The sequence below is a fragment of the Exiguobacterium sp. H66 genome (assembly GCF_018618705.1).
Lineage (GTDB): Bacteria > Bacillota > Bacilli > Exiguobacteriales > Exiguobacteriaceae > Exiguobacterium_A > Exiguobacterium_A oxidotolerans.
Genome location: NZ_JACSMQ010000008.1, coordinates 21,218 through 45,211, shown reverse-complemented (window position 1 = coordinate 45,211; position 23,994 = coordinate 21,218). Strand labels below are relative to the sequence as shown.

Genomic DNA, 23,994 nt, shown 5'->3' with positions numbered 1-23,994 from the left:
AGATGGAAAAGAAGATTAACTTCAATATCATTTCAGATAATTCAACAGACGGACATGGTGGATTTGGCGTCGGGACACTCAGTTTGAACAGTATGTCACCGGTCATCATCTCGCCAGAGGACGGCGAAGCATACATCGATATGGGTGCCATGCATGCGAAAGCAGCGATTGAGAAGCGAATTAAGTTCACGACGGATCGAGCGGACGCACCGAATGGGAAACTGTACTGGATCGTTTGGGTCACGGTAGGACGTAAGCCAGAAGGGTTTTATTATGGAGGCGTCGCAGCATGCGATTTATTAGTCGACGTCGAAGCACGGCGCGGGTTTAAAATCTTAGCTGATCACGTCAATAAGATGGACAAGTCACTCAAGGGACGCATCGTCGTCGATCAGATGGACGATACGTCAAAAGGACTGCTTCGTGAATTCCTGATGACACATAAACCGGAAATGTGGGCGAACGCAGAGCCTGAGTTACATGATGCACTCGCATAACTAAAAAATCGCCGCCTCCTAGGAGACGGCGATTTTTTATCATGATTTTAAAGTGATGACAACGATTTCCGGACGATTGAACAACCGAAACGGGAAGAGACTGTTGCCAAGACCGCGACTGACGATGAGTTGTGTCGTATCCACTGTATATTGACCGGCCGTCCGTTTCGGGAAAAATCCTTGTCCAGGTGCATACAAGCCATCTGTGAAGGGAAGTCGGATTTGACCGCCGTGAGCATGACCGGACAGAACGAGATCGATTTGCCGCTCCGCATAGAGCGGTACATATTCCGGACGATGGGCGAGTAAGAGTTGAAACGTCGATCGATCGACAGCTTCTTGTGCGGAGGCGAGGCTTTTCCGAGTTCCGTCAGACTCTTGGAGACCTTCGCTCCAGCGTGTCGTCGTTGGGTCGTCGATGCCGAGTAGAGCAATGTTTGCACCGTTATATTCGAGCGGGACTGCCGTATTCCGTAAAATTTGTACACCAATCGCTTCGAGTTTCGGTAAAAGGGTCAAGTTGCGACGAACTTCATGGTTTCCCGTGACGAAATAGACAGGATAGTCCGCAGTCAATTGTTTCATCAAAGTCAGCGCAGCGGCTTCTCCGTTTCGGCGAGAGTCGATTAAATCCCCGGTCATCACGATGAGGTCAGGCTGTGCTTGAGTAATTTTTTTGAGTAGCTTCGTTTGTTTTGGATCGAAGGATTTCCCATGTAAGTCAGCGATTTGGACGACTGTATAGCCATCGAATGCTTTTGGCAGTCGTTCTGTTTCAATCGTGATTGCGGTCGTTTCAATCACATTATTTTCTTGATATAAAAACCAACCGCCTAAGACAAAAACCCCTAATGAAACGAACCAGCGTTTTCTGACGCGCAAGACCTCACTCCTCTCTTCACTAAGCATACCAAAAAGGCACCTCAGTCCGCATTGCGGAAGAGGTGCCTGACATGATTATGCTTCTTTCTTTAAATCATCAGATGCTTTCTTTTCTTCAGGTTCGTTATACAAATCAATGAACAAGGCAATGACCATCATCCCGACAACGAAGATGAACGGGAAGGCGGCTAAAATCGCGGCAGCTTGGAGAGCACTCAGCCCACCGGCATAAAGTAAAACAGCTGCGATTGAAGACTGGATGACACCCCATGTCAATTTGATTCGAAGGCTTGGCATCAAGCTACCGCCTGAAGAGAGCATTCCGAGTACGTACGTTGCTGAGTCAGCTGACGTAATGAAGAATGTCGTAATCAAGAAGACAGCTACGATACTAAGAATCGTACCAAGTGTACCAAATGTCTCGAACAAGGCGAACATACCTGTTTCGACACCTTTATCGTTAACTGTATCAATTAAGTTTACGCTGTTGAAAAGTTCGTTCCAGATTGCCGATCCACCGAAGACAGAGAACCAGAGCAGTCCGAAAATTGTTGGGACGAGCAAGATACCGAGAACGAATTCACGAATCGTCCGTCCTTTTGAAACACGTGCGATGAACGTACCGACGAATGGTGACCAAGAAATCCACCATGCCCAGTAGAAGATCGTCCAGCCGTTAATCCATGAACGTTCGTCCGGATTGAAGGCTGAGGCACGGAAACTCATGATCGGCAGGTTTTGTAAATAGGCACCTGTTGTTTGAACGAATAAATCCATGATGAAACTGAATGGTCCGAGGAACAAGACGCCGACCATCAAGAGCGCCGCGAGAACAAGGTTCGCGTGGCTGAGGCGAACAATTCCTTTATCGAGACCAGAAGCAGCACTAATCATATAAAGGACTGAAACAACAAGGATGATCAGGAGCTGGGTCATGAACGAGTTTGGAATACCTCCAACGAGGAAATGTAAACCGCCCGAGATTTGCTGGGCGCCAAGTCCAAGTGAAGTGGCAACACCGAATGCTGTTGCGACGATCGCGAGAACTTCAACTGTCCCTTTACCTGCAGCTTCATATTTCGGTTTCATAAGCGAAGCGACAGTATCGCCGATTGTTGCAGGACGTCCTTTACGGAATGTCGAGTAAGCGATTGCTAAAGCGACGATTGCATAAAGTGCCCATGGGTGAAGTCCCCAGTGGAAGAATGAATAGCGCATCGCAAGACGTGCTGCTTCAGTCGGGTCACTCGTCGCAACCGGTGGTGTATGGAAGTGTGTCAATGGCTCTGAAACACCCCAGAAGACAAGTCCAATCCCCATACCGGCGCTAAAGAGCATCGCGAACCAAGAAATCAGGTTATATTCAGGGCGATCAGAGTCTTTTCCGAGTCGGATAGAACCGAAACGCGAGAAGACGAGGAAGATTGCAACTAATAAAAAGACGCTCATACCGAATAAGTAGAGCCAGCCGAAGCCATTTGTAACAAAGTTTTGTGCGACTGCTGTTACGTTGCCAAGATTTGCGGCACCAATGAGTGATTCAGGTAAGATTCCCCATATGGTAAAGAGCACACAGAAAATGACGGATACAATAAAGACGTTCGTGATCTTGCTTTTTCGATTATTTTCCATCGTGGTCAACACCTTCTTTCGAATTTTACATGTCTGTTTTGTTTCGTGTTGTAAATACTGAAAAATTGCTATACAACGATTAGTAATACCCGTAACTTCAAAAACAAAACCTTATCACGCAAGTTACTACCGTAACAAACTTATAGTAAGGATGGCAAATGCTGTGGGTAATGAAAGATGGGGATTTCTAGAAAAAAAGGGTGGTAAAGTCGTTTGAACTGGCTTTGCGTAGCGATTTTTGAAAAAAATGAAAAAATCTAATTTTTCTTTTGTTTCTCTAGTATTTCCCGAAAAGATTGATTTGTAACATTTAATATCAAGCAGAATAGCAGACGGGTGATTTCAGATTTGCTATCGTTGTGAAATAATCAACCACAGTCACTGGAGGAATGAAACGATGAGTCACGAACAAACCAAACAAGAGATTTTAGCCGCCTTTCAATCACGTCATGCGACGAAAGCATTTGATCCTTCAAAAAAGATCACACCAGCAGACTTCGCATTTATTTTAGAAACCGCGCGTCTCTCCCCAAGTTCATTTGGTTATGAGCCTTGGAACATGCTCGTCATCCAAAATGAAGCATTGCGTGAAGAACTTCGTACCGTCTCGTGGGGTGCCCAAGGACAATTGCCGACAGCGAGCCATTATGTCATTTTCCTTGCACGGACAGGTGCGCAAATGCAACCAGATGGTCCGCATGTCACACACATGATGAACGCACTCGGTTTGTCGGACGAGGCAAAACAAGGGCGGACGACGCGGTATGGTCTTTTCCTCGAAGAAGACTTTAAAATCGGGAATAATGAAAAAGCGATGGAAGACTGGTCGGCGAAACAGGCCTATATCGCGCTCGGAAACATGATGTCGACGGCAGCACAAATCGGAATCGATTCATGTCCGATTGAAGGATTTGATCAAGAGGCGATTGAAAAAATCTTAGTCGACCATGATTTACTCGACCGGACTGTATTTACGGTTCCTGTCATGGTAGCGTTCGGTTACCGGGCGGATGAACCGAAACGTGCGAAACAACGCCGTGACTTGGATGAAATCGTCACTTTCGTCGAGTAAACACTAAGATAGTTTTTTTCGAATTATATAGAAGTTTCTTTCAAAATTCGGTATACTCGCATTTGTATGATTAAGAAGCGCCGTAAACGCCACTCGCATACGAACAACTTTTGTCTTGAGAAAGAAAGGGGTTCTATCGCAAATGGAACAAAAATTAAAGTTATGGTTCACGGAACACCAAACGGAAGATTACGGTATCACATTCCGTGTCAACCACGTTTATGAGAGCGAACAAACGGAGTTTCAACGCCTAGAGATGGTTGAGACGGACGAGTTCGGTACAATGTTGTTACTTGACGGGATGGTCATGACAACGGACAGAGATGAGTTTGTGTATCACGAAATGGTCGCACACGTCCCATTGTTCACACACCCGAACCCGAAATCGGTTCTCGTCGTAGGTGGGGGAGACGGCGGAGTCATCCGTGAAGTCTTAAAACACCCATCGGTCGAAAAAGCAGTTCTCGTCGAAATTGATGGCAAGGTCATCGAGTACTCGAAGAAATACCTTCCGAACATCGCAGGTGGTTTAGACGACGCACGCGTCGAAGTCATCGTGGGTGACGGATTCATGCATATCGCAGAAGCAGTCAACGAATACGATGTCATCATGGTTGATTCGACAGAGCCGGTCGGTCCTGCTGTCAACCTGTTTACAAAAGGATTCTACTCTGGAATCTCGAAAGCATTAAAAGAAGACGGTATTTTCGTCGCACAATCGGACAACCCATGGTTTACACCAGATTTGATCCGTGATGTACAACGTGACGTCAAAGAAATCTTCCCGATCACAAAACTCTACATTGCGAACGTTCCGACGTATCCGAGCGGTCTGTGGACATTTACGATTGGATCGAAAAAACATGATCCACTCGCTGTCGCACCAGAGCGTTTCCATGAAATCGAAACGAAGTACTATACACCGGAACTTCACACGGCAGCATTCGCGTTGCCGAAGTTCGTCAAAGATTTAACGATTTAATTTCAAAGTAGGAGTGTTCCGTTTTCAGGGACACTCCTTTCTATGACTGGAGGAATAGAAATGCGTTTTGATGAAGCATATTCAGGTAAAGTCTTTATCGCGAGTCAGTCGACTCACGAAGATGCAAAAGGTGTGTTATACGGCATGCCGATGGACTGGACGGTCAGTTTCCGCCCGGGATCACGTTTTGGTCCGGCGCGAATCCGTGAAGTATCACTTGGTCTCGAAGAATATAGTCCCTATTTAGACGGCGATATCGCCGATGCGAAATTGTTTGACGCGGGTGACATTCCGTTGCCGTTCGGCAATGCCCAAAAGTCACTCGACATGATTGAAGCGTACGTCGATTCGTTACTGACGGCAGGTAAGTTCCCGCTCGGTATGGGGGGCGAACACCTCGTCACGTGGCCGGTCGTTAAAGCCTTTGATAAACACTACGATGATTTCGTCGTCTTACATTTTGATGCACATACGGATTTACGTGACGAGTATGAAGGTGAACCGCTCTCGCATTCGACACCACTCAAAAAAATCGCCAACTTGATTGGACCGGAAAACTGCTATTCATTCGGTATCCGTTCAGGGATGAAAGAAGAATTCGAGTGGGCGAAGACGTCCGGTTACAATTTGTTCAAGTATGAAATCGTTGAACCGTTAAAGGCTGTTTTGCCGAAGCTTGCCGGTAGAAAAGTTTACGTGACGATTGATATCGACGTCCTCGATCCGTCTGCTGCACCAGGAACAGGTACACAGGAAATCGGCGGCGTGACAACAAAAGAGTTACTTGAAGTCGTCCACATGATTTCACGCGCTGACGTCGATGTCATCGGAGCCGATCTCGTTGAAGTCTGCCCGGCATATGATCAGTCTGACATGACAGCGATTGCCGCTGCGAAAGTCTTACGTGAAATGATGATTGGTTTCATTAAGTAAATTTGTCTGAAATGATTGCGGGATATGTAAAAAAGTAGCGTACAAGGGGTTGTCCTTGTACGCTACTTTTTTCAGACTGTAGACAATGTGCTATTGGGAGATAAAGCGTCTTTTTTCGTTGCTTTCCTCGGACGAGGCGCAAGCCGTTGCTCCTTGGATCCTAGCGGACAATGAGCAGGGTCTTGCCTGCCTCTGCAAGTGCGTTAAAAACGCACTTTTTCCCGTAGGAGTCAACGAAACGTGACGCTTTTTAGGTAAGATCGTGACGGAAAGCCGGGCATGTAGATGGTTTAGAGCGCAATCCGTCTCGAATCTACATTCGGACGTTACAAATGCTTAGCAAAGGGTAGTGTAATTATATAGACGCCTGCCTGTTTTTTTACAACATCCCGAAAGATTGCCGCTTGAATTATATGATCGATAAACCGATTCATGTGGTGCTGAAAAACATGATGCGTCTAAAAAGACATAGGATGGACAGTACATTTCTTCATTTGTACAGTCTGTCAGTTTCGGTTAAAGAAGGTGGGGTGAATGGAATACGATAGTGAGATGCTGGAGACTCCGAAACAGGACAGCGTACAACTGTTACTCTCAGCACATCGGAATATTTACAAAGTACTGCATATTAGTTTAAATTCAAGATGTCACCGCGAATGAAATATTTTTTTCTGGAATGAAAGGTTGGCTTGAGAAGCGAAATACATTATGACACGAGAGGTGGAAAAAATGATGAAGAAATTCATATCGTTCGTTACCGCTGCATTTTTGTTTGCACTATTCGTGCTACCGGTAGGTGCAGCAGATGACGCAATGGTGCGTGTAATTCACGCTTCACCAGATGCTCCGGCAGTTGATATTGCCGTCGATGGCGAAACAGCTGTCTCAGGAGCGGAATTCAAAGCTGTCACAGATTATCTCACTCTTCCGGCAGGAGAACATAAAGTTGAAGTCTTCGCTGCAGGAACAACAGAAGATCCTGTACTTTCTCAAACACTCAACATTGAAGCCGGAAAATTTTACTCAGTCGCGGCAATCGGTAAATTAGCAGATATTGAACTCGCTGTCATGGAAGACAATGGTCAAGGCGAAGACGGAAAATCAATGGTTCGTGTCGCGCACTTTGCACCGGACGCACCAGCTGTTGATGTTGCTCCTAAAGGTGGAGACGCACTCTTCAGTGACCTTGAATTCTCGAAAGTCTCAGACTATGGAACACTCGATGCCGGCACGTATGATCTTGAAGTACGACCAGCGGGCGCGATGGATGTTGTCAAAGCACTCGACGGTGTTAAATTAGATAGCGGTAAAAACTATACAGCGCTTGCAATCGGTCTTCTTGAAGGAGAACCAGCGTTTGATGTGCTCTTGATTCCAGATGGTGGTGAAATGGCTGCGATGCCAGACACAGGACTTGGTGGATCAGCAGACACATCTTCAATGGCAACGACTTGGGCACTTGTAGCACTTGCAGGAGCGGCCCTAGTTGGAACAAGTTATGTCATTCGTCGTAAACAAAACGCGTAACAGTTTCTTTCTGATCTTTCTCATTCTCGCTGGATGTGGAGGAACAGAAGAATCTGTTCCTCCTTCGAAGCCAGTCGAGCAAGCGACACCTGCAATCGAGCAAGCAACACCTGAACCTGTACAAAAAAGTCGTGAAACGGCTAGTTTTATCCCGACGACGCTATCGATTGATGCGATTGACGTGAAAGCGAAGGTCGAAATCGTGGGGAAAGACAAGCAAGGGCGGATGGATGTTCCGAAAAAAACCAATCAAGTGGGTTGGTACCGATACGGCGCGGAGGCGAACCAAACCGGAAATGTCATCCTCGCAGGTCATTTAGATGATACGGAAGGTCCCGCTGTATTTTACGACTTAGCAAAGATGAAACAAGGACAACGAATCGAGTTACGATCAAAAACAGGGCAGACGATATCTTACGTGGTGACAAACGTAACCTCCTATCCTGTAGATGAAGCACCCGTTGGTTCGATTTTTGGAGCAACGGTCGCAAAACGCCTGACGTTGATTTCGTGTATCGGAACGTTCACGAAATCAAAAGGGTACGATGAACGGTTAGTCGTAACAGCCGATCAAGTGGAAGAGTAACAAGCAATACGGAATCAAAAAAAGACCAATCCGTCATGGATTGGTCTTTTTTTAGATGAAGCTCAACCTGAACAAATCAGAAAAACTTACGCGTTCGACTCCGATGCTGCGACAAGATTCGTTGTCAAAGCCGAGAGACCTTGTGTCGTTTGGCTGATTCCTTGAATCGTCTGAACGATTTGGCCTAAGTCATTCTTATTGCGCCCGAACATCTCCAAGTAGTTCTCCATCTCTTTTTTCACTGTGTGAATGCCGATCTTCACCTGTTGGAGCTCAGTCCGTGAAGCGGAGTTCGAACGTGTGATGTCTTCCATCTGTGAAACGAGCTCTGTGATATTTCCATTGTTCTTTTGAATCAACGTGTTGATGCTGCTACTTAAGTGTTTCGCATTTTCAGCGAGGTTACGGACTTCGATTGCGACGACAGAGAATCCTTTTCCATGCTCACCGGCACGTGCTGCTTCGATTGAGGCGTTTAAAGCTAAGAGATTCGTTTGGTTCGCGATGTCTTCGATACCTTGTGTCATCTTGACGATTTCGTCAGATGTCGTTTTTAACTGTTGGATGCTTGTTAATGATGTATTGACTTGACCCGTCGATTGGACGAATTGTTGTTCCATTTTGTCCATCTGTGCTTCATTTTCTGATGTCAAGCCAACGAGATTGCGACTTGTTTTCTCGGTCTGATCCGTCTCGGATAAGATTTGTGTCGCCCGTTGACTCGTTTCAAGAATGGCCCCTTCTGTTTGTTCGACCGTACTCGCGACCTCCTGGCTGACACGAACGACGTCTTGCAGAAGTCGTGTGCGTGCTTCATTGGCTGCACCTACTTCTTCCAGTCGTGCGTCGACATACTGACTTGTAACGATTTGCGCATCCAAGTTCATCGCATGAGTCAACGCGAGGATTGATGTTGCAAGTTGCTCCGGATCTTCCTGGAAATGCTCGACGACTTTAGGAATCAGTAAGGTGTTGAATGCTGCGTAAGAAGCGATGAACCACGTAACAGGGACGAAATTCCGGTTATGCGTTTTACCCATTCGTTTTCGCATCGCAAGGAACTTCTCGTCCATGTTTCCGGTCAAGAGGCTACCGAAATAGTCGGCAAATACTTTTTTCAGGCGTTGACGTGTCGAAGCATTTTCAGCAATCTGCACCATTTCCGGGTGGAGAAGGAGATGATCAAGTACTTGTTCGAGGACTTCGTCTAATACAGAATTGACGACAGGAGCCATCGCTTTTAACGTTTGCAATTGTTCTTCAGTGTAGCCCATATATTCAAGGCGTCCTGCTAAAGTGGGATCACTTGTTTTTGTAATGAATTTTTTATCGGGAAATCCGATTTTTGCCTGATAGGTTGAGCTTGATGATTTAGTTTTAAATGGGTTGCGCACAGTAAGCCTCCGATTTTCTTCAAATTAAGAATGTAATAGTCTTATTCTTTATCGGTTGCTAAAGGAAAAAACAGTATCTTTTTTAGAAGGAAACTCTCTAGAAGTTAAAAAATATTGACCTTAAACGAAAAAAGCTCATGATCCGGGATCATGAGCGGAAGCGTGTTCGATCGTACATCATGTATTTTTAAAGAGAAAGTGAAAGAAAGTTAGACCGGTTGATCTTCTTGAAAGGCTTGTTTTGCATCATTGAGTGCCCGCATCCGGCTAACGCACGATTGAATGAACTGGATATCAATCGAACTAAACCGCGTGACGGGGCCTTTGGCTGATTCGGCACTAAATGTGAAGGTTCCGAGATTCCAAAGTTCGATTTTAAATCGTTTTCCTTTATTGTCGTCGAAGTGTTGTACGAATTCGATTTTCGGTACCATACGAACCCCTCCTTGTTAGTCGATTCCCCTTTTTCCGCAATTAAAAAAGCCAAACTGTGCGTTAGCAACAGTTTGACTTGAGAAAATTAAGCGGGCGCGACGTCATAGCCGATTTCTTCGATGGCTTCGACGAGACGTTCTTGTGTGACATCCTCATGGACGACAGTGACTGAATTGTCAGGGAGCGAAACAGTCGCCGTTGTGACGCCTTCCAGTTCGTTCAGTGCCGATTCGACACTTGCTTTACAGTGGTTACATGTCATACCGATGACGTTTAAAGTCGTTTCTTTCATGAGTGAGTTCCTCCTTTAGTGAGTGGGGTACGTTTTAAGCGTAACGCATTCGTGACGACGGAAACAGAGCTAAATGCCATCGCTGCTCCGGCGAGCCACGGAGCGAGCAGTCCGAGAAAAGCAACGGGGATTCCGATCGTATTATAGGCGAGTGCGAAAAAGAGATTTTGGCGAATGTTCTTCATCGTCTGTTCACTCAACCGAATCGCCGTCGCGACTTGTTGTAAATCGTGTCCAAGCAGTGTGACGTCAGCTGCTTCTAAGGCGACATCCGTCCCGCTACCAAGAGCGATTCCGACGTCAGCCGTCGCAAGCGCTGGCGCATCGTTAATTCCGTCACCAACCATGGCGACGCGGTGCCCCGCATCTTGAAGGGCTTTGATGTGATCGGCTTTTTCGATGGGTAAGACATCTGCAAACACATGGTCTGTTGGAATACCGAGTTCCGTCGCTAGATTGAGGGCAACGTCTTTTCGGTCACCCGTCAAGAGATAGACTGCTTTTGTCTGTTGAATTTGAGTGATGACGTGTTTCGTCGTCGGCTTCAGTTCATCGCGAATCGCATAACCGGCTTCAACGTGCCCGTCGACGGCGACATAGACGAATGTCGCGCCGGCAGAAGACCAGTCCGGGACATCGAACTGTTGATCCCGCATCATTCGTTCAGAACCAACCAGGATGTTGCGACCGAGAATCATCCCGCTGACACCACGACCGGCATCGACTTGAAACTGTTCGATATCGAACACGACATCACGTTCTTCCGTGATGGCATGAGCGAGCGGATGCTCTGATTTTTTTTCGATGGCTGCTGCGAAGTCGAGTGCTTGTTCGTTCCCGAACGTCTCGACGACGACAGGGCGTCCGACGGTTAGTGTACCTGTTTTATCGAAAACGACGGCATCGACATGTTGTAACGATTCAAGCTGGGCACCGCCTTTAAAAAGCACACCATGCTCAGCACCTTTACCCGTTCCGACCATGATCGATGTCGGGGTCGCGAGTCCTAATGCACAGGGACAAGCGATGACGAGAACAGCGATTGCAGGACGAATTGCTTCAGCGAATGATCCGGTCGTCAACCACCAGGCACCCAGTGTGATGAGGGCGATGGCGACGACGATTGGCACGAAGATGCCTGAAATCCGGTCGGCTTGTCGTTGGATTGGCGCTTTTTCTGTCTGCGCTTGTTCAACGACGCGGATGATGTTCGCAAGCATCGTCTCCTGACCGACTTTCGTTGCTTCAATCAACAAATTCCCATTCGTATTCAAGGTTCCGCCAATGACGGTATCATCGGCACCTTTATGCGCAGGAAGCGGTTCACCGGTCAGCATCGATTCATCGAGATAGGCATCACCGGATAAAATCATCCCGTCCATCGGAATTTTCTGTCCCGGTTTGACGACGATCTGCATGCCTGGTTGAATCTGATCAATCGCGACAGTTCGTTCCGTGCCATTGTCGAGGACGACGGCATCCGTTGCCTGCAGGGACAAGAGACTTTTGATTGCACCGGTTGTTTGTTGTTTTGCCCGATCTTCGAGTACTTTACCGAGAAGGACGAGCGTAATTAAGATGGCACTTGTTTCAAAATAAAGGTTCGGCATTGCCGGATGGATGAGCATTTCTGCGACCGAATAAAAGTAAGCGGCTGACGTCCCGAGTGCGACGAGGACATCCATGTTGGCACTACCGCTCCGGAGACTCTTATAGGCACCGACATAGAACGGCGCCCCGATAATGAATTGAACGGGTGTAGCCAGTGCGAACTGGAGCCACGGATTCATCAGGAACGTCAGATGGACCGGACTATTTGGAATGTGCGACACCATACTGAGTAAGAGCGGTAACGACAACAAGGCGGCGATGAAAAAACGATAGAGCATCCGCCGATCTTGCACTGTTTCATGAGGGGCCGACTTAATGGTCGCGCCGTAACCGACCTTCTTGATTTTATCAATGATTGCTTGTTCATCGAGTTCGTCGGGGACTGCAATCCGCGCCGTCTCGAGTGGTAAGTTGACCGTCGCATCGACACCGTCCATCCGGTTCAGGACTTTTTCGATTCGTGCTGAACAGGCGGCGCATGTCATGCCTTCGATGTTCAATTCGATTGTTTTTGACATACGTATACCTCCTTACTTTTTGAGTCGGGCGATGACGGACATCAGTTCGTCGACATAAAGATCTGTGTCTTTCTGTCCGGTAGCTGCATCATGCATACACATCTTGACATGACGCTCGATGACTTGCAGTTCGACTTGACGAAGAGCGGCTTGAATCGATGCCGTCTGTGTCAAAATATCGATACAATACCGATCTTCGGCGACCATGTTGGCGATACCACGGACTTGCCCTTCGATACGCTTCAAACGTTTAGTCAATGCGTCCTGCTCTTCAGAAGAGCGGGGGACGAGTGGATGATCGTGTTGCATAGGAACACCTCTTTCTGTTGGTGGTTGATGTCTACACTATATCATATAGGGGTAGGGGGTACCAGTATGTTGGTTTGCAGGATTAAAAAAATACGCCACCCGAATGGGATGGCGTATTTAGACTGTAGACAACGTGCAATCGGGAGAGAAAGCGTCTTTTTTCGTTGCTTTCCTCGGGCGAGGCGCAAGCCGTTGCTCCTTAGTCCTCACGGACAATGAGCAGGGTCTTGCCTGCCTCTGGCAGTCGCGTTAAAAACGCACTTTTCCCGCAGGAGTCAACGAAACGTGACGCTTTTTAGGTAATACCATAAGGGAAAGCCAGGCATGCAGACGGCTTAGAGCGCACTCCGTCTCGATGTCGCATGTTCACGCTTCATAAGTGTTCATCTACACGCTGAATACGCCACCCGAATGGACTGGCGTATTCAGTCGGGCCTTATTGATTAGACACTTGAGGTTTGATGATTTGTTCGTTGCGCGAACGACCACTGATAATGTCTTCCGCTTGCGTCGCTCGTTTGATGAAGAACGAAAGGATGAACGCAACACCCGCAATGAACGTCGAAATGAGGAAGGCGTAATTGATGCCGTCCAGTGTCGCCTGCATCATGATTTGTTGTTTCAACGCAGCGGCAGCCTCTGCTGTCGGTTGACTTGTCATGTTTTTAGCGGCCTCTTCGGCAAGTTCCGTCCCACGTGTCTTCGCATGCGTCGACATGATCGTAACGAGTAATGCCGTTCCGATGGCGCCGGATACTTGCTGCAACGTATTGTTCATTGCCGTTCCGTGCGGATAGTAGCGCGTCGGTAACTGGTTTAAGCCGTTTGTCGAGACGGGCATCATGACCATCGACATCCCGAACATCCGGAGTGAATACAAGATGATTAAGTGTGTATACGTCGTGTCCATCTTCAGTTGACTGAAGAAGTAACTCGTGACGACAGTGATGAAGAGACCAGTGATTGCGAGTGGGCGTCCGCCAATCTTATCGAACAACTTCCCGTTGATCGGTGACATGACTGCCATGAGAATGGCTCCCGGTAGTAACATCAACCCTGCATCGAGTGGAGAAATGCCACGGATATTTTGGACGTAGATCGGTAAGAGCAGCATCCCGGAGAACATCGCCACCGTGACGACGATTGAAATGGCAGATGAGAGAGCGAACATCGGATACTGATAAATTTTGAAGTTCAACATCGGACGCTCCATCCGTAACTGACGCAGGATGAAAGAAACGAGCGCAATCACACCGATTGTCAGCGCGATTGTGACGTGTGGGCTGTCCCACCCTTTAGAACCGGCAGAACTAAACCCGTACAGGAGTCCACCGAAACCGAATGAGGATAAAACAACTGACATGAAGTCGAGTTTAGCATCCGACCGTTCTTTGACGTCACGGAGTAAGACGATTCCGGCAACGAGAACGACTAAAGCGATCGGTGTGATGAAGTGGAATAACATCCGCCAATCATAGTGTTCGATGATCCAGCCTGACAAAGTCGGTCCGATTGCGGGTGCACCCATCATAATGAGCCCGAAGAAGCCCATCGCCGTCCCGCGTTTTTCAATCGGGAAACTGACGAGCATGACGTTCATCAAGAGCGGCATCATGATTGCTGAACCAGAAGCCTGAATCATTCGTCCTGCCAACAGGACGGGGAATTCACTTGCGAACCCGGCAAGGATTGTACCGAGTGAGAATAATGTCATCGCGAGGATGAATAGACGACGAACAGAAAATTTTTGAATCAGAAAAGCAGATGTCGGAATTAAAATCCCGTTGACGAGCATGAAACCAGTCGACAGCCACTGGACGGTCGATGTTTCGATGTTGAGATCCTTCATGATCGAAGGAAGGGCGATGTTAAGTAACGTGTTATTTAAAAAAGCGATGAAGGCTCCAATCATCAATACGGAAAGGATACCGTAGGGGGGGCGATTAGAAGCAGTTTTTTTGTGTTGCATGATTTTCCTCCTTAATGAACTGACGGTACACATTTCTATACGGTCGTTATATCTGTTGTATATCTTAATCTGATTTCAAGATAAATACAAACATTAATAACTAAGAAAGGTAATTTTATTTTTAATGAAGAACGAATAGCTCTGAAGCTTGTTGAAAGTAAAAAAACACCCGACTCTAAAAAAGAGTAGGATGTTTTTTGTAAACCGTCAGTAGTGATGAAAGGTCTCAGCCGACATGTGTGTTGAGGGCATCATTTGTAATGTCATAATGAGCTGCGGACCAAGTCGCACGTCCTTTTTCGATGAAGATGACTTGTGGTGATTCATGACGAACATTGTAATGTTCGGCGATGTGATTCGACAGCGTCCGTGCTTCTTGGACGAGCAAGTAGGCAGTCGGTACTGACGTCGCGTCAGCAAATTTCGTGTATTCAGAAAAACCGGCGGCACTGATTGGGCAGGTCGTACTGTGTTTACAAATCACGAACGAGTCGTGTTCGGAAACGAATTGATCAAAGTCAGAAATCGATTGCAGTTTTCTAAGTTGTGGCATAGTATCATCCTCCATACGTCCGTAGACGTTCGCTTAACTTTAGATTTTCCCTGTAATCGACCGGACAGTCAATCAAAACAGGTCCGTCACTGTTTTGAGCCTGTTCGAGACAGTTCGAGAGACTGCCGTGTTCTCCGACTCGAAGTCCGAGTGCACCGAAAGCCGTCGCGAGTTCGACGAGATCAGGGTTATCGAATTCTGTAAACGGTGCCCGGCCATAAGCCTGCTGTTGTTTCCATTCAATCAAGCCGTATGTGCCATCACGCCAAATGACGACAGTGATGGGGAGTTTCAAACGAACTGCTGTCTCGAGGTCTTGACCATTCATTAAGAATGCACCATCACCAGAAGCACAGAGTACCCGACGCTCCGGGTGCAGCAGTTTTGCAGCAATCGCGCTCGACAGACCATAGCCCATCGAAGAAAAGCCGTTGGAGATGAATAATTGATTAGGGCGTGTCGTTTGGAAATGACGACCGAGCCAAACTTTATGGGCCCCGACGTCTGAGAACAACATGCCGTCTTCACCCGTCGCCGTCTCGAGGGCACGAACGATACTTTGAGGGTGGAGGGGCAATGCCATCGAATACGTTGCTTGAATTTCTTGTCGCAACTTATCACGGTCCGCCTGCCAACCTTCCCAGGCCCGCGTCGGAATCGCTTCTGCTAACAGACGTAACGAATCAGACAGCGGACCAACCAAGTTCGCAACGACAGGATAATACTGGTCAATCTCATGCCGGTTTGTGTCGATGTGGATGACAGGTGTCCGGTCCGGATTCCACTTCGAAGGCGGCAACTCGGTAATATCGTAACCGATGGCGATGATGAGATCGCTTTGGTCGAGAATCCGTTGATTGTAGTCGGTATTCGGTAAACCGATTGTATGGGCGGCGAGCGCATGTTGCGAGGAGATGACCCCTTTACCCATCATCGTCTCGACAACAGGTGCTCCAAGCTTTTCAACGAACGTCCGGAACACAGCGGTCGCTTCGCTCCGGTTGATTCCAAATCCGGCAATCACGACGGGCCGCTCCGCTTGTTCGATTTGTTTTAAGACCGCGCTGTCTTTGACAGATGTCGGGTGTAACGTATCCGGTTCACTGTCGCGTAAAAGTGGTGTCTTGGCATCGACATCTGCCTTTGCGATATCTTCCGGAAAAGAAATATGTGTCGCACCCGGCTTATCACAACAAGACTGGGCGAACGCTTGACGCACGATTTCCGGGATGACTTCTCCTGAGACGACCGATGTACTCGACTTCGTGATCGGTCGGTACATCTCGACTAAATCGAACATTTGATGGGATGCCTTGTGCTGGCGCCATGTCGCTCCTTGTCCCGTAATCGCGACAACAGGCGAGTGGTCCATCGTTGCACTTGCGATGCCCGTCATCATGTTCGTCGCACCCGGTCCGAGCGTCGATAAGCAAACACCGGCACGACCGCTTAAGCGACCGAACATCGCTGCCATGAAAGCAGCATTTGTTTCATGGCGTGTCGTGATGAACGTAATATCCGATTCACTGATGGCGTCGAGCAACGTAATGTTTTCTTCTCCCGGGACGCCAAAGATGTGCGTGACCCCTTCTGCTTCGAGGCAGGCGACGAACCGTTCTGCCGCATTCATGCGTCCATTCCTCCAATCGAAACATATTTGGTTTCAAGGTACGCTTCGAGACCTTCCGATCCACCTTCGCGTCCGATTCCTGACTGCTTCATACCACCGAATGGTGCTTGTGCGGCAGAGGGAACACCATCATTCCAACCGACGATGCCGTAGTTCAATTGTTCAATCGTCCGCATCGCGCGGGCATAGTTATTCGTAAAGACGTAAGATGCAAGACCGAACGGCGTTTGGTTTGCATAACGGATGGCTTCTTCGTCAGAGCTGACACGTTGAACGGGAGCGACGGGACCGAATGTTTCTTCATTCATGATTAACATTTGCGGTGTGACATCGGCGAGGACCGTTGCTTCATAATAGTAGACATCTTTTTCTTCATCTGTCGTTCCAGTCCCACCTGTGACGACACGGGCACCGGCTGACGTCGCATTGTCGACGTGTTTTTTAACTTTGTCATAACCGGCTTGATTGATCATCGGACCGATGTTCGTTGTTTCGTCGAGTCCGTTCCCGGTCTTGAGCTTCGCTGTCGCTTCGCCCAGCTTTTCGACGAACGTATCATAGATTGAATCGGAGACGTAGATCCGGTTCCCGCAGACGCACGTTTGTCCACCATTACGGAATTTCGACTTGATCGTTTCCGCGACGGCGAGATCAAGGTCACAGTCGTCAAAAACAAGAATCGGAGCGTGTCCGCCGAGTTCGAGTGACATCGCTTTGATCGTCTCAGCACCTTGGGCCATCAATGTCCGCCCCACTTCTGTTGAACCGGTGAATGTGATTTTGTCGATATGCGGATGCGTTGCGAGCGATTCCCCAAGCTCTTTACCGCTTCCTGTGACGGCATTGACGACGCCATCCGGTATCCCGACTTCCTGACAAAGTTCAAGCAGGCGCAGGGCAGTCAGTGGTGTCGCAGTAGGTGGCTTCAGGATAAACGTACAGCCTGCAACGAGTGCCGGTGCCATTTTCCGTGTAATCATCGCAGCCGGGAAGTTCCACGGCGTGATGGCAGCGACGACACCGACCGGTTGTGTGATGACATGAAGCCGTTTGTTCGTATCGTGCGAGGGGATAATGCGTCCATACGCACGTTTTCCTTCTTCAGCGAACCACTTGACGAAGTTTGCCGCATACTGGACCTCACCTTCAGATTCTGCGAGCGGTTTCCCCATTTCAAGTGTCATCAAGCGGGCGAGTTCATCTTTTTTCTCAATCATCTTCGCGTAAAGCTTCTCAAGCAGTTCAGCCCGTTCATAGACACTTCGTTTCGACCAAGCCGGAAACGCCTCGCGTGCCGCTTCGACGGCGTCATTGACATCCGATTTCGTTCCGTTCGGGACACTCCCGACGACTTCCCCGGTTGCGGGATTTTTGACGTCCGTCCGTTCACGATCATGATCAAGCCACTTTCCATCAATCAAAAATTGTCCGTCCATCTTACAAAATCCCCCTTTTTTATTTGCATTGTTAAGAATATACCCGAACGAGGAAAAAAAGATTCATCTTTCGACAGAACTTCATGCAAAAGGCTAGAAATCGACCGATAAAGAGTGTAGGATAATTCAGTAACTGTAATGTATGTATGACTGAAATATTGTTAACAAACGTCATCACTTTGAAGTGCCGGAAACAGACCGGTAACGTTGACATTGCATGTGTATTTGATAAGATGAAGGTAGAGTATTTGCGCAATCGATTGCGCTAAAAGAAATGAATCGATTACCCTTATAACAAATGAGCAATTATGATGAAAAAATCAATGGACTAAGACAGACCGATGAGAGGATTTATATACGATGACACAAATGATACCGCGCCCAGAAACGGCCCAAAAAACCTTAACACGAGCTTGGTGGAAAGAAGCTGTCGCTTACCAAATCTACCCACGAAGCTTTTATGACGCAAACAACGATGGAATCGGCGATATTCCGGGTATCATCGCAAAACTTGATTATTTGAAAGATTTAGGTGTCGACGTTCTTTGGATTTGTCCGATGTTTAAATCGCCAAATGACGACAATGGTTATGACATTAGTGATTACGAAGATATCATGGATGAGTTCGGGACGATGGCAGACTTCAACCTCTTAATGGAAGAAGCGCACAAACGTGATATTAAAGTTTTACTCGATCTTGTCGTCAACCACACATCAGATGAGCATCCTTGGTTCCTCGAATCGCGTTCTTCAAAAGAGAATGAGAAACGCGACTGGTACATCTGGAAAGATGCCGTCAATGGTGGGGAGCCGAACAACTGGGAAAGCATCTTCGGCGGATCCGCGTGGGAATATGATGAAAAGACAGAACAATATTTCCTACACGTCTTTTCGCGTCGCCAACCGGATTTGAACTGGCAAAACAAAGACATGCGTCAAGCGATCTATACGATGATTAATTGGTGGCTCGATAAAGGAATCGACGGGTTCCGAATCGATGCCATCAGCCACATCAATAAAGATCAATCATTTGCCGATTTACCAAACCCACTCGGTATGCCACACGTGCCATCGTTTGAGATGCATATGAACGTCGATGGGATTCATGAGTACTTGGAAGAACTCAAAAACGAAACGTTTTCGAAGTACGACATCATGACAGTCGGTGAAGCAAATGGTGTTACACCGGAAGAAGCAGATCTTTGGGTCGGCGAAGAGAACGGAAAAATGAACATGGTCTTTCAGTTCGAGCATATGGACTTATGGCGGTCAGATGCAGAAAAAGGTGTCGACGTCGTCAAACTGAAGCAAGTTTTGACAAAGTGGCAAAAAGGTCTTGAAGAAACGGGCTGGAATGCACTCTATCTTGAAAATCACGATAAGGTCCGTTCCGTTTCACTTTGGGGAGATGAAGAACAGTACTGGAAGGAAAGTGCGAAGTCGCTTGCGATGATGTACTTCTTCATGCAAGGCACACCATTCATCTACCAAGGGCAGGAAATCGGGATGACGAACGTTCAATTCCCGGACATTACGGATTATGATGACGTCGCGACGAAAAACATGTACGACATGCAACTGGGCTCCGGTAAGACGCATGAAGAAATCATGGAAGTCATCTGGAACTCATCGCGTGACAACTCACGGACACCGATGCAGTGGACGAATGAGCAAAACGGCGGTTTCTCTACGCAGTCACCATGGTTCGGTGTCAATCCAAACTACGCTGACATCAATGTCGCGTCGCAACAAGCAGATGAAGATTCGATTCTTAACTTCTACAAACGGATGATTCAAATTCGTAAAGCAGAAGAAACATTGATTTATGGAGAATATGATTTGATTTTACCGGACGACGAAAAAGTCTACGCCTACACCCGGACACTCGGTGACGAACAATTCTTAATCGTCACGAACTTAAAAGGTGAAGCAGCGGACATCGACACGGACATCATCCTCCATTCGGATAATCTCGTTCTCGGTAACTACGTGACGGCTTATCACGAAGGAACAGAACTAGCGCTTCGTCCATTCGAAGCACGTCTGTACCGGGTACGTTAAGGAACGGGGATGAACGTTCCGACCTGTACGCAGCGAATGCCAATGATCTCGTTTATGATACGGGTTCATTGGCATTTTCTATGTCTCCTCATCTCGGTCCTGACGCTCTGAGACATATCTAAGATACATTTGGAAAAGGATGAATCCTTTTTGAGTCAGGCTATTTTGTGTAGATTGTCAGTTTGCGACCGTGCGCATGAGGAAAAAATCGTGTACGCTAGACAATGAGGTGATAAAAAGTGAAACCAAAACGTTATCCCGTCCTGCTGCGGCAAGTGACGACGATTCAAGATGACGCGATGCGTGAATCCGTCGATCTCGAAGCAGAAGGTATGCTGTTCGAGACGAAGGACGGTTTTGCGGTAAAATTCGTACAAGAAGACGAGCAACCGATTGATACAACGATCAAATGGTCGCATGATCAAGTTGCGTTGAACCGTAAAGGTCCTGTTTCAATGCACCATGTGTTCATTTTAGGACAACAAACAAAGAGTGGATATGAAAGTCAGTTTGGTCAGATGTTGATGCAGACGGAGACCCACACGATTGAAATGCGCGACCAACAGATGCGCTTCACCTACGACTTGATGATGAATCATCAGGCGGTCGGAACGTATACGATTGAACTAACATGGAAACGGAGTGAGACAGATGGCGTTTGAACAAACGGTAAAAGAAATGGAACAGATGCTCGATGAGGAATGGTTCGAGTGGTTAGAAAATGATGAGGACAAATACAATGCGTGGCGCGATCAGCTCGAGACACTCGCAGAACAGGTCATGACGGAATACAACCCGAAAGTCGAGACGGATGCAATCGATTCATTGTTGTTGATCAATGAAGAATTGCCGGTTCTTTACGGAGAAGATACAGTCATGCTGTATACGGCGTTACTCCATGCCCGAAAAGAGGACGAAACGGTCTACGAGCGCTACCTCGCAATTCTCGGTGCGTTCGCGGAAGAAAACCACCCGGCGCTCCGTCAGGTCGAACAAGCTGTCGCAAAAAAAGATTACCAGACCGCTTATACAAAAGCAGTCAAGTTGCCGCAAGCGTTAGGTCTCGAATAACGGCGGGTTAGACGGAATTGCTTTTGACCACGCTAAAGGTGATGACGAAATAGAGAGGTGGGTTTTGATGCCCCCTCTCTATTTGTGTTCAAAAAATTGTTTGCAGACACGCTATTTCTCGATCGCTGTTTAAACCTAAGAATTTTCAGGGTAATGACTGCAATAGAGAGGAGTGAAGCGAGTGGCAGAATACAAGAAAGACAGCATCAAGTTAACAGGAGCCATCGGACTCGGAACAGGCGTCATGATTAGTGCCGGAATCTTTGCCTTGCTTGGGCAAGTCGCAGAACTTTCCGGGACATGGTTTCCGTTCATCTTCATCATCGGTGGGATTGTGACGGCATTCAGTGCCTATTCCTACATCAAACTGAGCAATGCCTTTCCGTCTGCCGGCGGAATCGGAATGTTCCTCGTCAAAGCGTACGGGAAAGGAACGATTACGGCGGGTGCCGCCTTACTAATGGCCTTGTCGATGGTCATCAACCAAAGCTTGGTCGCCCGGACGTTCGGGACATACTTACTGCAATTATTCCCGGGGGATCAAGCCGACTACCTCGTTCCCTTACTTGGTGTCGGTTTGTTGGTCTTCGCCTTTTTAGTCAATATCGCAGGAAATGCCTTCATTCAATCTTTTTCACTCGTCGCCTCGGTCTTGAAGGTCGCGGCACTCGTTGTCTTTGCGATTATTGCGTTATCCATCGGCGGCTTTTCATTCGTCCCGGAGACGACGGGGAGTGCACCCGATGTCACAATCACCGGCTATATTGCGGCAGTCGCCTTAACGATTTTATCGTTTAAAGGGTTTACGACGATTACGAACAGCGGGTCTGAAATCGTCAATCCGAAACGTAACGTCGGCATCGCAATCATCGTGTCGATTTTAATCAGTCTGGTCGTCTACCTCTTGCTCGCCTTCTCGGTGTCAAGCAGTCTATCGCTCCAAGAAATTATCGATGCGAAGGATTATGTTCTGGCAGAAGCGGCACGTCCGGCACTTGGTGACGCCGGTGTCTGGTTCACGGTGTCAATCGCGCTCCTCGCGACGATTTCCGGAATCATTGCCAGTGTCTTTGCTGTCTCACGGATGCTCGCGATGTTGACGGACATGACGTTGATTCCGCACCGACACTTCGGGATGCCGGGGTCGGTGCAAAAGCATACGTTAGTTTATACGATCGTCATTGCGATGGTCTTAACGGTGCTGTTCGACTTGACACGCATCGCCTCGATGGGCGCGATTTTATATCTCGTCATGGATATCATCATTCATGTCGGTGTGCTGAAACATCTTCGGAAAGAGTTGAGCGTTAATCCATTCATCGTCATCAGTGCAATCATCCTTGACGCGATTGTCCTTGGTGCCTTCGTCTACGTCAAAGCCTCAAGTGATTGGCTCGTCGTCGTCGTGTCACTGATCGTCATCGCCGTCGTCTTCTTCGGTGAACGACTGTTCTTGAAACATGTCGATGAAGAGGATGCGTCAAACGATAAATCAGAGTGAGTTTGAAAGGGAGAGATGATCATGAAAGCAGTCGAAGTCAGAGGATACGGGGACGTGGACCAGCTCGCCGTCGTCGAGCGTCCGATTCCTGAGCCCGGTCCAGGAGAAGTACTCGTACAAGTCAAAGCGTGCGCGATCAACAATACAGAAATTTGGATGCGTGAAGGGGCCTACGGGACGGACGCAAAATCGGGTTGGAAACCGGAAGGCGTTCAGTTTCCACGCGTCCCGGGTTCTGATATTAGCGGACGGATCGTGAAAGTCGGGACGGGAGTAGAAGAAACACAAATCGGGCGGGACGTCGTCCTGTTTCCCTTTACCTCAAGCGGACCGGACGGAACGGAGCATATCGCGCAGGATATGTCGTTTATCGGCTCGGAATACGACGGGGGTTACGCGGATTACGTCGTCTGGCCGGCTGAACTCTGTTACGATATGCCGCTTGACGACTACACGAAAAGTGCCGTCTTCTCCGTCAGTGGTTTGACGGCGTGGCACATGGTCGAGCAGCTCCAACTGGAACCGGGACAAACGGTACTCGTGACCGGGGCGAATGGTGGTGTCGGTTCACTGAACGTTCAAATTGCCGCACGTGTCTTTCAGGCAAACGTCATCGCCCTTGTCGGAGATCTTGCACTAAGCGACCAGTTAAAACAGTTTGGGGCGACACATGTCCTCTCGTATAAATCAGAGCAGCTGGCAGATGATATTGTAGCGGCGAACGGTGGACCCATTGATGCCGTCCTCGATGTCGTCGGAGACGCGTTATTCGCGACCTCACTCGCCGTCTTAAAAAATGGCGGGAAGTTCTGTATCTCCGGTTCAGCCGGGGGTCAGCAGACACAGCTCGACTTCCGGACGGTTTACTTGAAGCACTTGACGCTGTATGGTTCTGTTCTCGGAACGCGCGCAGAATACGGACGGATGCTTGAAGCGATTGCCGCCGGGAAACTCGAACCGGTCATCGACCGGACGTTCCCGCTCGAGGAAGCGGGGGCAGCGCAGACGTATTTCAAGGAAGCGGGGAAGCTTGGGAAAATCGTTTTGTTGCCAACGGGCGAATAATTAACTTTATACAAAAAAACCGACGGATTCTGACCTTC

22 protein-coding genes are annotated in these 23,994 nt (G+C 48.0%); 11 read left to right on the top strand and 11 right to left on the bottom strand.

The features are described from left to right. The first annotated feature begins 2 nt into the window (after positions 1-2). Complete coding sequence (locus KNP88_RS12670) at positions 3-497, top strand: YwhD family protein (protein WP_029332388.1); 495 nt, start codon at positions 3-5, stop codon at positions 495-497. 39 nt (positions 498-536) lie between these two features. Here KNP88_RS12670 and KNP88_RS12665 read toward each other — a convergent pair whose 3' ends face one another. Together KNP88_RS12665 and KNP88_RS12660 are read right to left on the bottom strand one after the other, a co-directional pair. Continuing rightward, the gene (locus tag KNP88_RS12665; protein ID WP_251137224.1) at positions 537-1,379 is read right to left on the bottom strand and encodes a metallophosphoesterase; all 843 of its coding nucleotides are present in this window, start codon (positions 1,377-1,379) and stop codon (positions 537-539) included. 75 nt (positions 1,380-1,454) lie between these two features. Continuing rightward, positions 1,455-3,011: a BCCT family transporter gene (locus KNP88_RS12660; protein WP_088836101.1), complete on the bottom strand. Its 1,557-nt coding sequence runs from the start codon at positions 3,009-3,011 to the stop codon at positions 1,455-1,457. A gap of 397 nt (positions 3,012-3,408) precedes the next feature. Between KNP88_RS12660 and KNP88_RS12655 the strand changes: the two genes are divergently transcribed. The 5 genes from KNP88_RS12655 to KNP88_RS12635 all read left to right on the top strand — a co-directional run bounded on the left by KNP88_RS12655 (position 3,409) and on the right by KNP88_RS12635 (position 8,111). Further along, positions 3,409-4,083 carry an NAD(P)H-dependent oxidoreductase gene (locus KNP88_RS12655; protein ID WP_214894055.1) on the top strand — a complete coding sequence of 225 codons (675 nt, stop codon included), beginning with the start codon at positions 3,409-3,411 and terminating at the stop codon, positions 4,081-4,083. A 142-nt stretch (positions 4,084-4,225) separates the two neighbouring features. Beyond that, entirely contained in the window at positions 4,226-5,065 is an 840-nt protein-coding gene (speE, locus tag KNP88_RS12650) for a polyamine aminopropyltransferase (protein ID WP_014969274.1), read from the top strand. A 60-nt stretch (positions 5,066-5,125) separates the two neighbouring features. After that, a complete protein-coding gene (gene speB / locus KNP88_RS12645) occupies positions 5,126-5,998 on the top strand; it encodes an agmatinase (RefSeq protein WP_214894053.1) in 873 nt (290 codons plus the stop codon). Between the two features lie 732 nt (positions 5,999-6,730). Continuing rightward, entirely contained in the window at positions 6,731-7,525 is a 795-nt protein-coding gene (locus KNP88_RS12640; RefSeq protein ID WP_214808798.1) for a DUF4397 domain-containing protein, read from the top strand. After that, positions 7,485-8,111, top strand: a complete 627-nt coding sequence (locus KNP88_RS12635; protein WP_251137223.1) for a class F sortase — start codon at positions 7,485-7,487, stop codon at positions 8,109-8,111. The genes KNP88_RS12640 and KNP88_RS12635 overlap by 41 nt, the downstream gene beginning before the upstream one ends. Before the next feature lie 86 nt (positions 8,112-8,197). On the opposite strand, the gene KNP88_RS15845 is transcribed toward KNP88_RS12635, so the two are convergent. The 9 genes from KNP88_RS15845 to KNP88_RS12590 all read right to left on the bottom strand — a co-directional run bounded on the left by KNP88_RS15845 (position 8,198) and on the right by KNP88_RS12590 (position 18,258). Further along, positions 8,198-9,505, bottom strand: coding sequence for a protoglobin domain-containing protein (locus KNP88_RS15845; RefSeq protein WP_214894051.1), 1,308 nt, complete (start codon positions 9,503-9,505; stop codon positions 8,198-8,200). A 209-nt stretch (positions 9,506-9,714) separates the two neighbouring features. After that, positions 9,715-9,939, bottom strand: coding sequence for a hypothetical protein (locus KNP88_RS12625; protein ID WP_029332396.1), 225 nt, complete (start codon positions 9,937-9,939; stop codon positions 9,715-9,717). Positions 9,940-10,025: 86 nt separating this feature from the next. Continuing rightward, complete coding sequence (locus KNP88_RS12620; protein ID WP_214894049.1) at positions 10,026-10,232, bottom strand: cation transporter; 207 nt, start codon at positions 10,230-10,232, stop codon at positions 10,026-10,028. Next, positions 10,229-12,361 carry a heavy metal translocating P-type ATPase gene (locus KNP88_RS12615; RefSeq protein WP_214802819.1) on the bottom strand — a complete coding sequence of 711 codons (2,133 nt, stop codon included), beginning with the start codon at positions 12,359-12,361 and terminating at the stop codon, positions 10,229-10,231. Before KNP88_RS12615 ends, KNP88_RS12620 begins: the two co-directional genes overlap by 4 nt. Positions 12,362-12,373: 12 nt before the next feature. Continuing rightward, positions 12,374-12,670, bottom strand: coding sequence for a metal-sensitive transcriptional regulator (locus tag KNP88_RS12610; protein WP_088836108.1), 297 nt, complete (start codon positions 12,668-12,670; stop codon positions 12,374-12,376). Positions 12,671-13,106: 436 nt separating this feature from the next. Beyond that, complete coding sequence (locus tag KNP88_RS12605; RefSeq protein WP_088836109.1) at positions 13,107-14,639, bottom strand: DHA2 family efflux MFS transporter permease subunit; 1,533 nt, start codon at positions 14,637-14,639, stop codon at positions 13,107-13,109. Between the two features lie 226 nt (positions 14,640-14,865). After that, on the bottom strand, positions 14,866-15,192 hold the full coding sequence (gene ytxJ, locus KNP88_RS12600; RefSeq protein WP_029332401.1) for a bacillithiol system redox-active protein YtxJ: 327 nt from the start codon (positions 15,190-15,192) through the stop codon (positions 14,866-14,868). A gap of 4 nt (positions 15,193-15,196) precedes the next feature. Next, on the bottom strand, positions 15,197-16,822 hold the full coding sequence (locus tag KNP88_RS12595; protein ID WP_088836110.1) for an acetolactate synthase large subunit: 1,626 nt from the start codon (positions 16,820-16,822) through the stop codon (positions 15,197-15,199). Then, positions 16,819-18,258, bottom strand: a complete 1,440-nt coding sequence (locus tag KNP88_RS12590; protein ID WP_214894047.1) for an NAD-dependent succinate-semialdehyde dehydrogenase — start codon at positions 18,256-18,258, stop codon at positions 16,819-16,821. Before KNP88_RS12590 ends, KNP88_RS12595 begins: the two co-directional genes overlap by 4 nt. 360 nt (positions 18,259-18,618) lie before the next feature. On the opposite strand from KNP88_RS12590, the gene KNP88_RS12585 reads away from it, so the two are divergent. The 5 genes from KNP88_RS12585 to KNP88_RS12565 all read left to right on the top strand — a co-directional run bounded on the left by KNP88_RS12585 (position 18,619) and on the right by KNP88_RS12565 (position 23,956). Next, positions 18,619-20,319 (top strand): glycoside hydrolase family 13 protein, encoded by a 1,701-nt coding sequence (locus KNP88_RS12585; RefSeq protein ID WP_214802831.1) that lies wholly within the window; start codon positions 18,619-18,621, stop codon positions 20,317-20,319. A gap of 239 nt (positions 20,320-20,558) precedes the next feature. Then, the gene (locus KNP88_RS12580; RefSeq protein WP_239456799.1) at positions 20,559-20,981 is read left to right on the top strand and encodes a YwiB family protein; all 423 of its coding nucleotides are present in this window, start codon (positions 20,559-20,561) and stop codon (positions 20,979-20,981) included. After that, positions 20,971-21,390, top strand: coding sequence for a hypothetical protein (locus tag KNP88_RS12575; protein WP_088836113.1), 420 nt, complete (start codon positions 20,971-20,973; stop codon positions 21,388-21,390). The genes KNP88_RS12580 and KNP88_RS12575 overlap by 11 nt, the downstream gene beginning before the upstream one ends. A gap of 181 nt (positions 21,391-21,571) precedes the next feature. Then, the gene (locus KNP88_RS12570) at positions 21,572-22,891 is read left to right on the top strand and encodes an APC family permease (RefSeq protein ID WP_214767716.1); all 1,320 of its coding nucleotides are present in this window, start codon (positions 21,572-21,574) and stop codon (positions 22,889-22,891) included. 21 nt (positions 22,892-22,912) lie between these two features. Next, on the top strand, positions 22,913-23,956 hold the full coding sequence (locus KNP88_RS12565) for a zinc-binding dehydrogenase (protein ID WP_214767718.1): 1,044 nt from the start codon (positions 22,913-22,915) through the stop codon (positions 23,954-23,956). The last annotated feature ends 38 nt before the right edge of the window (positions 23,957-23,994 follow it).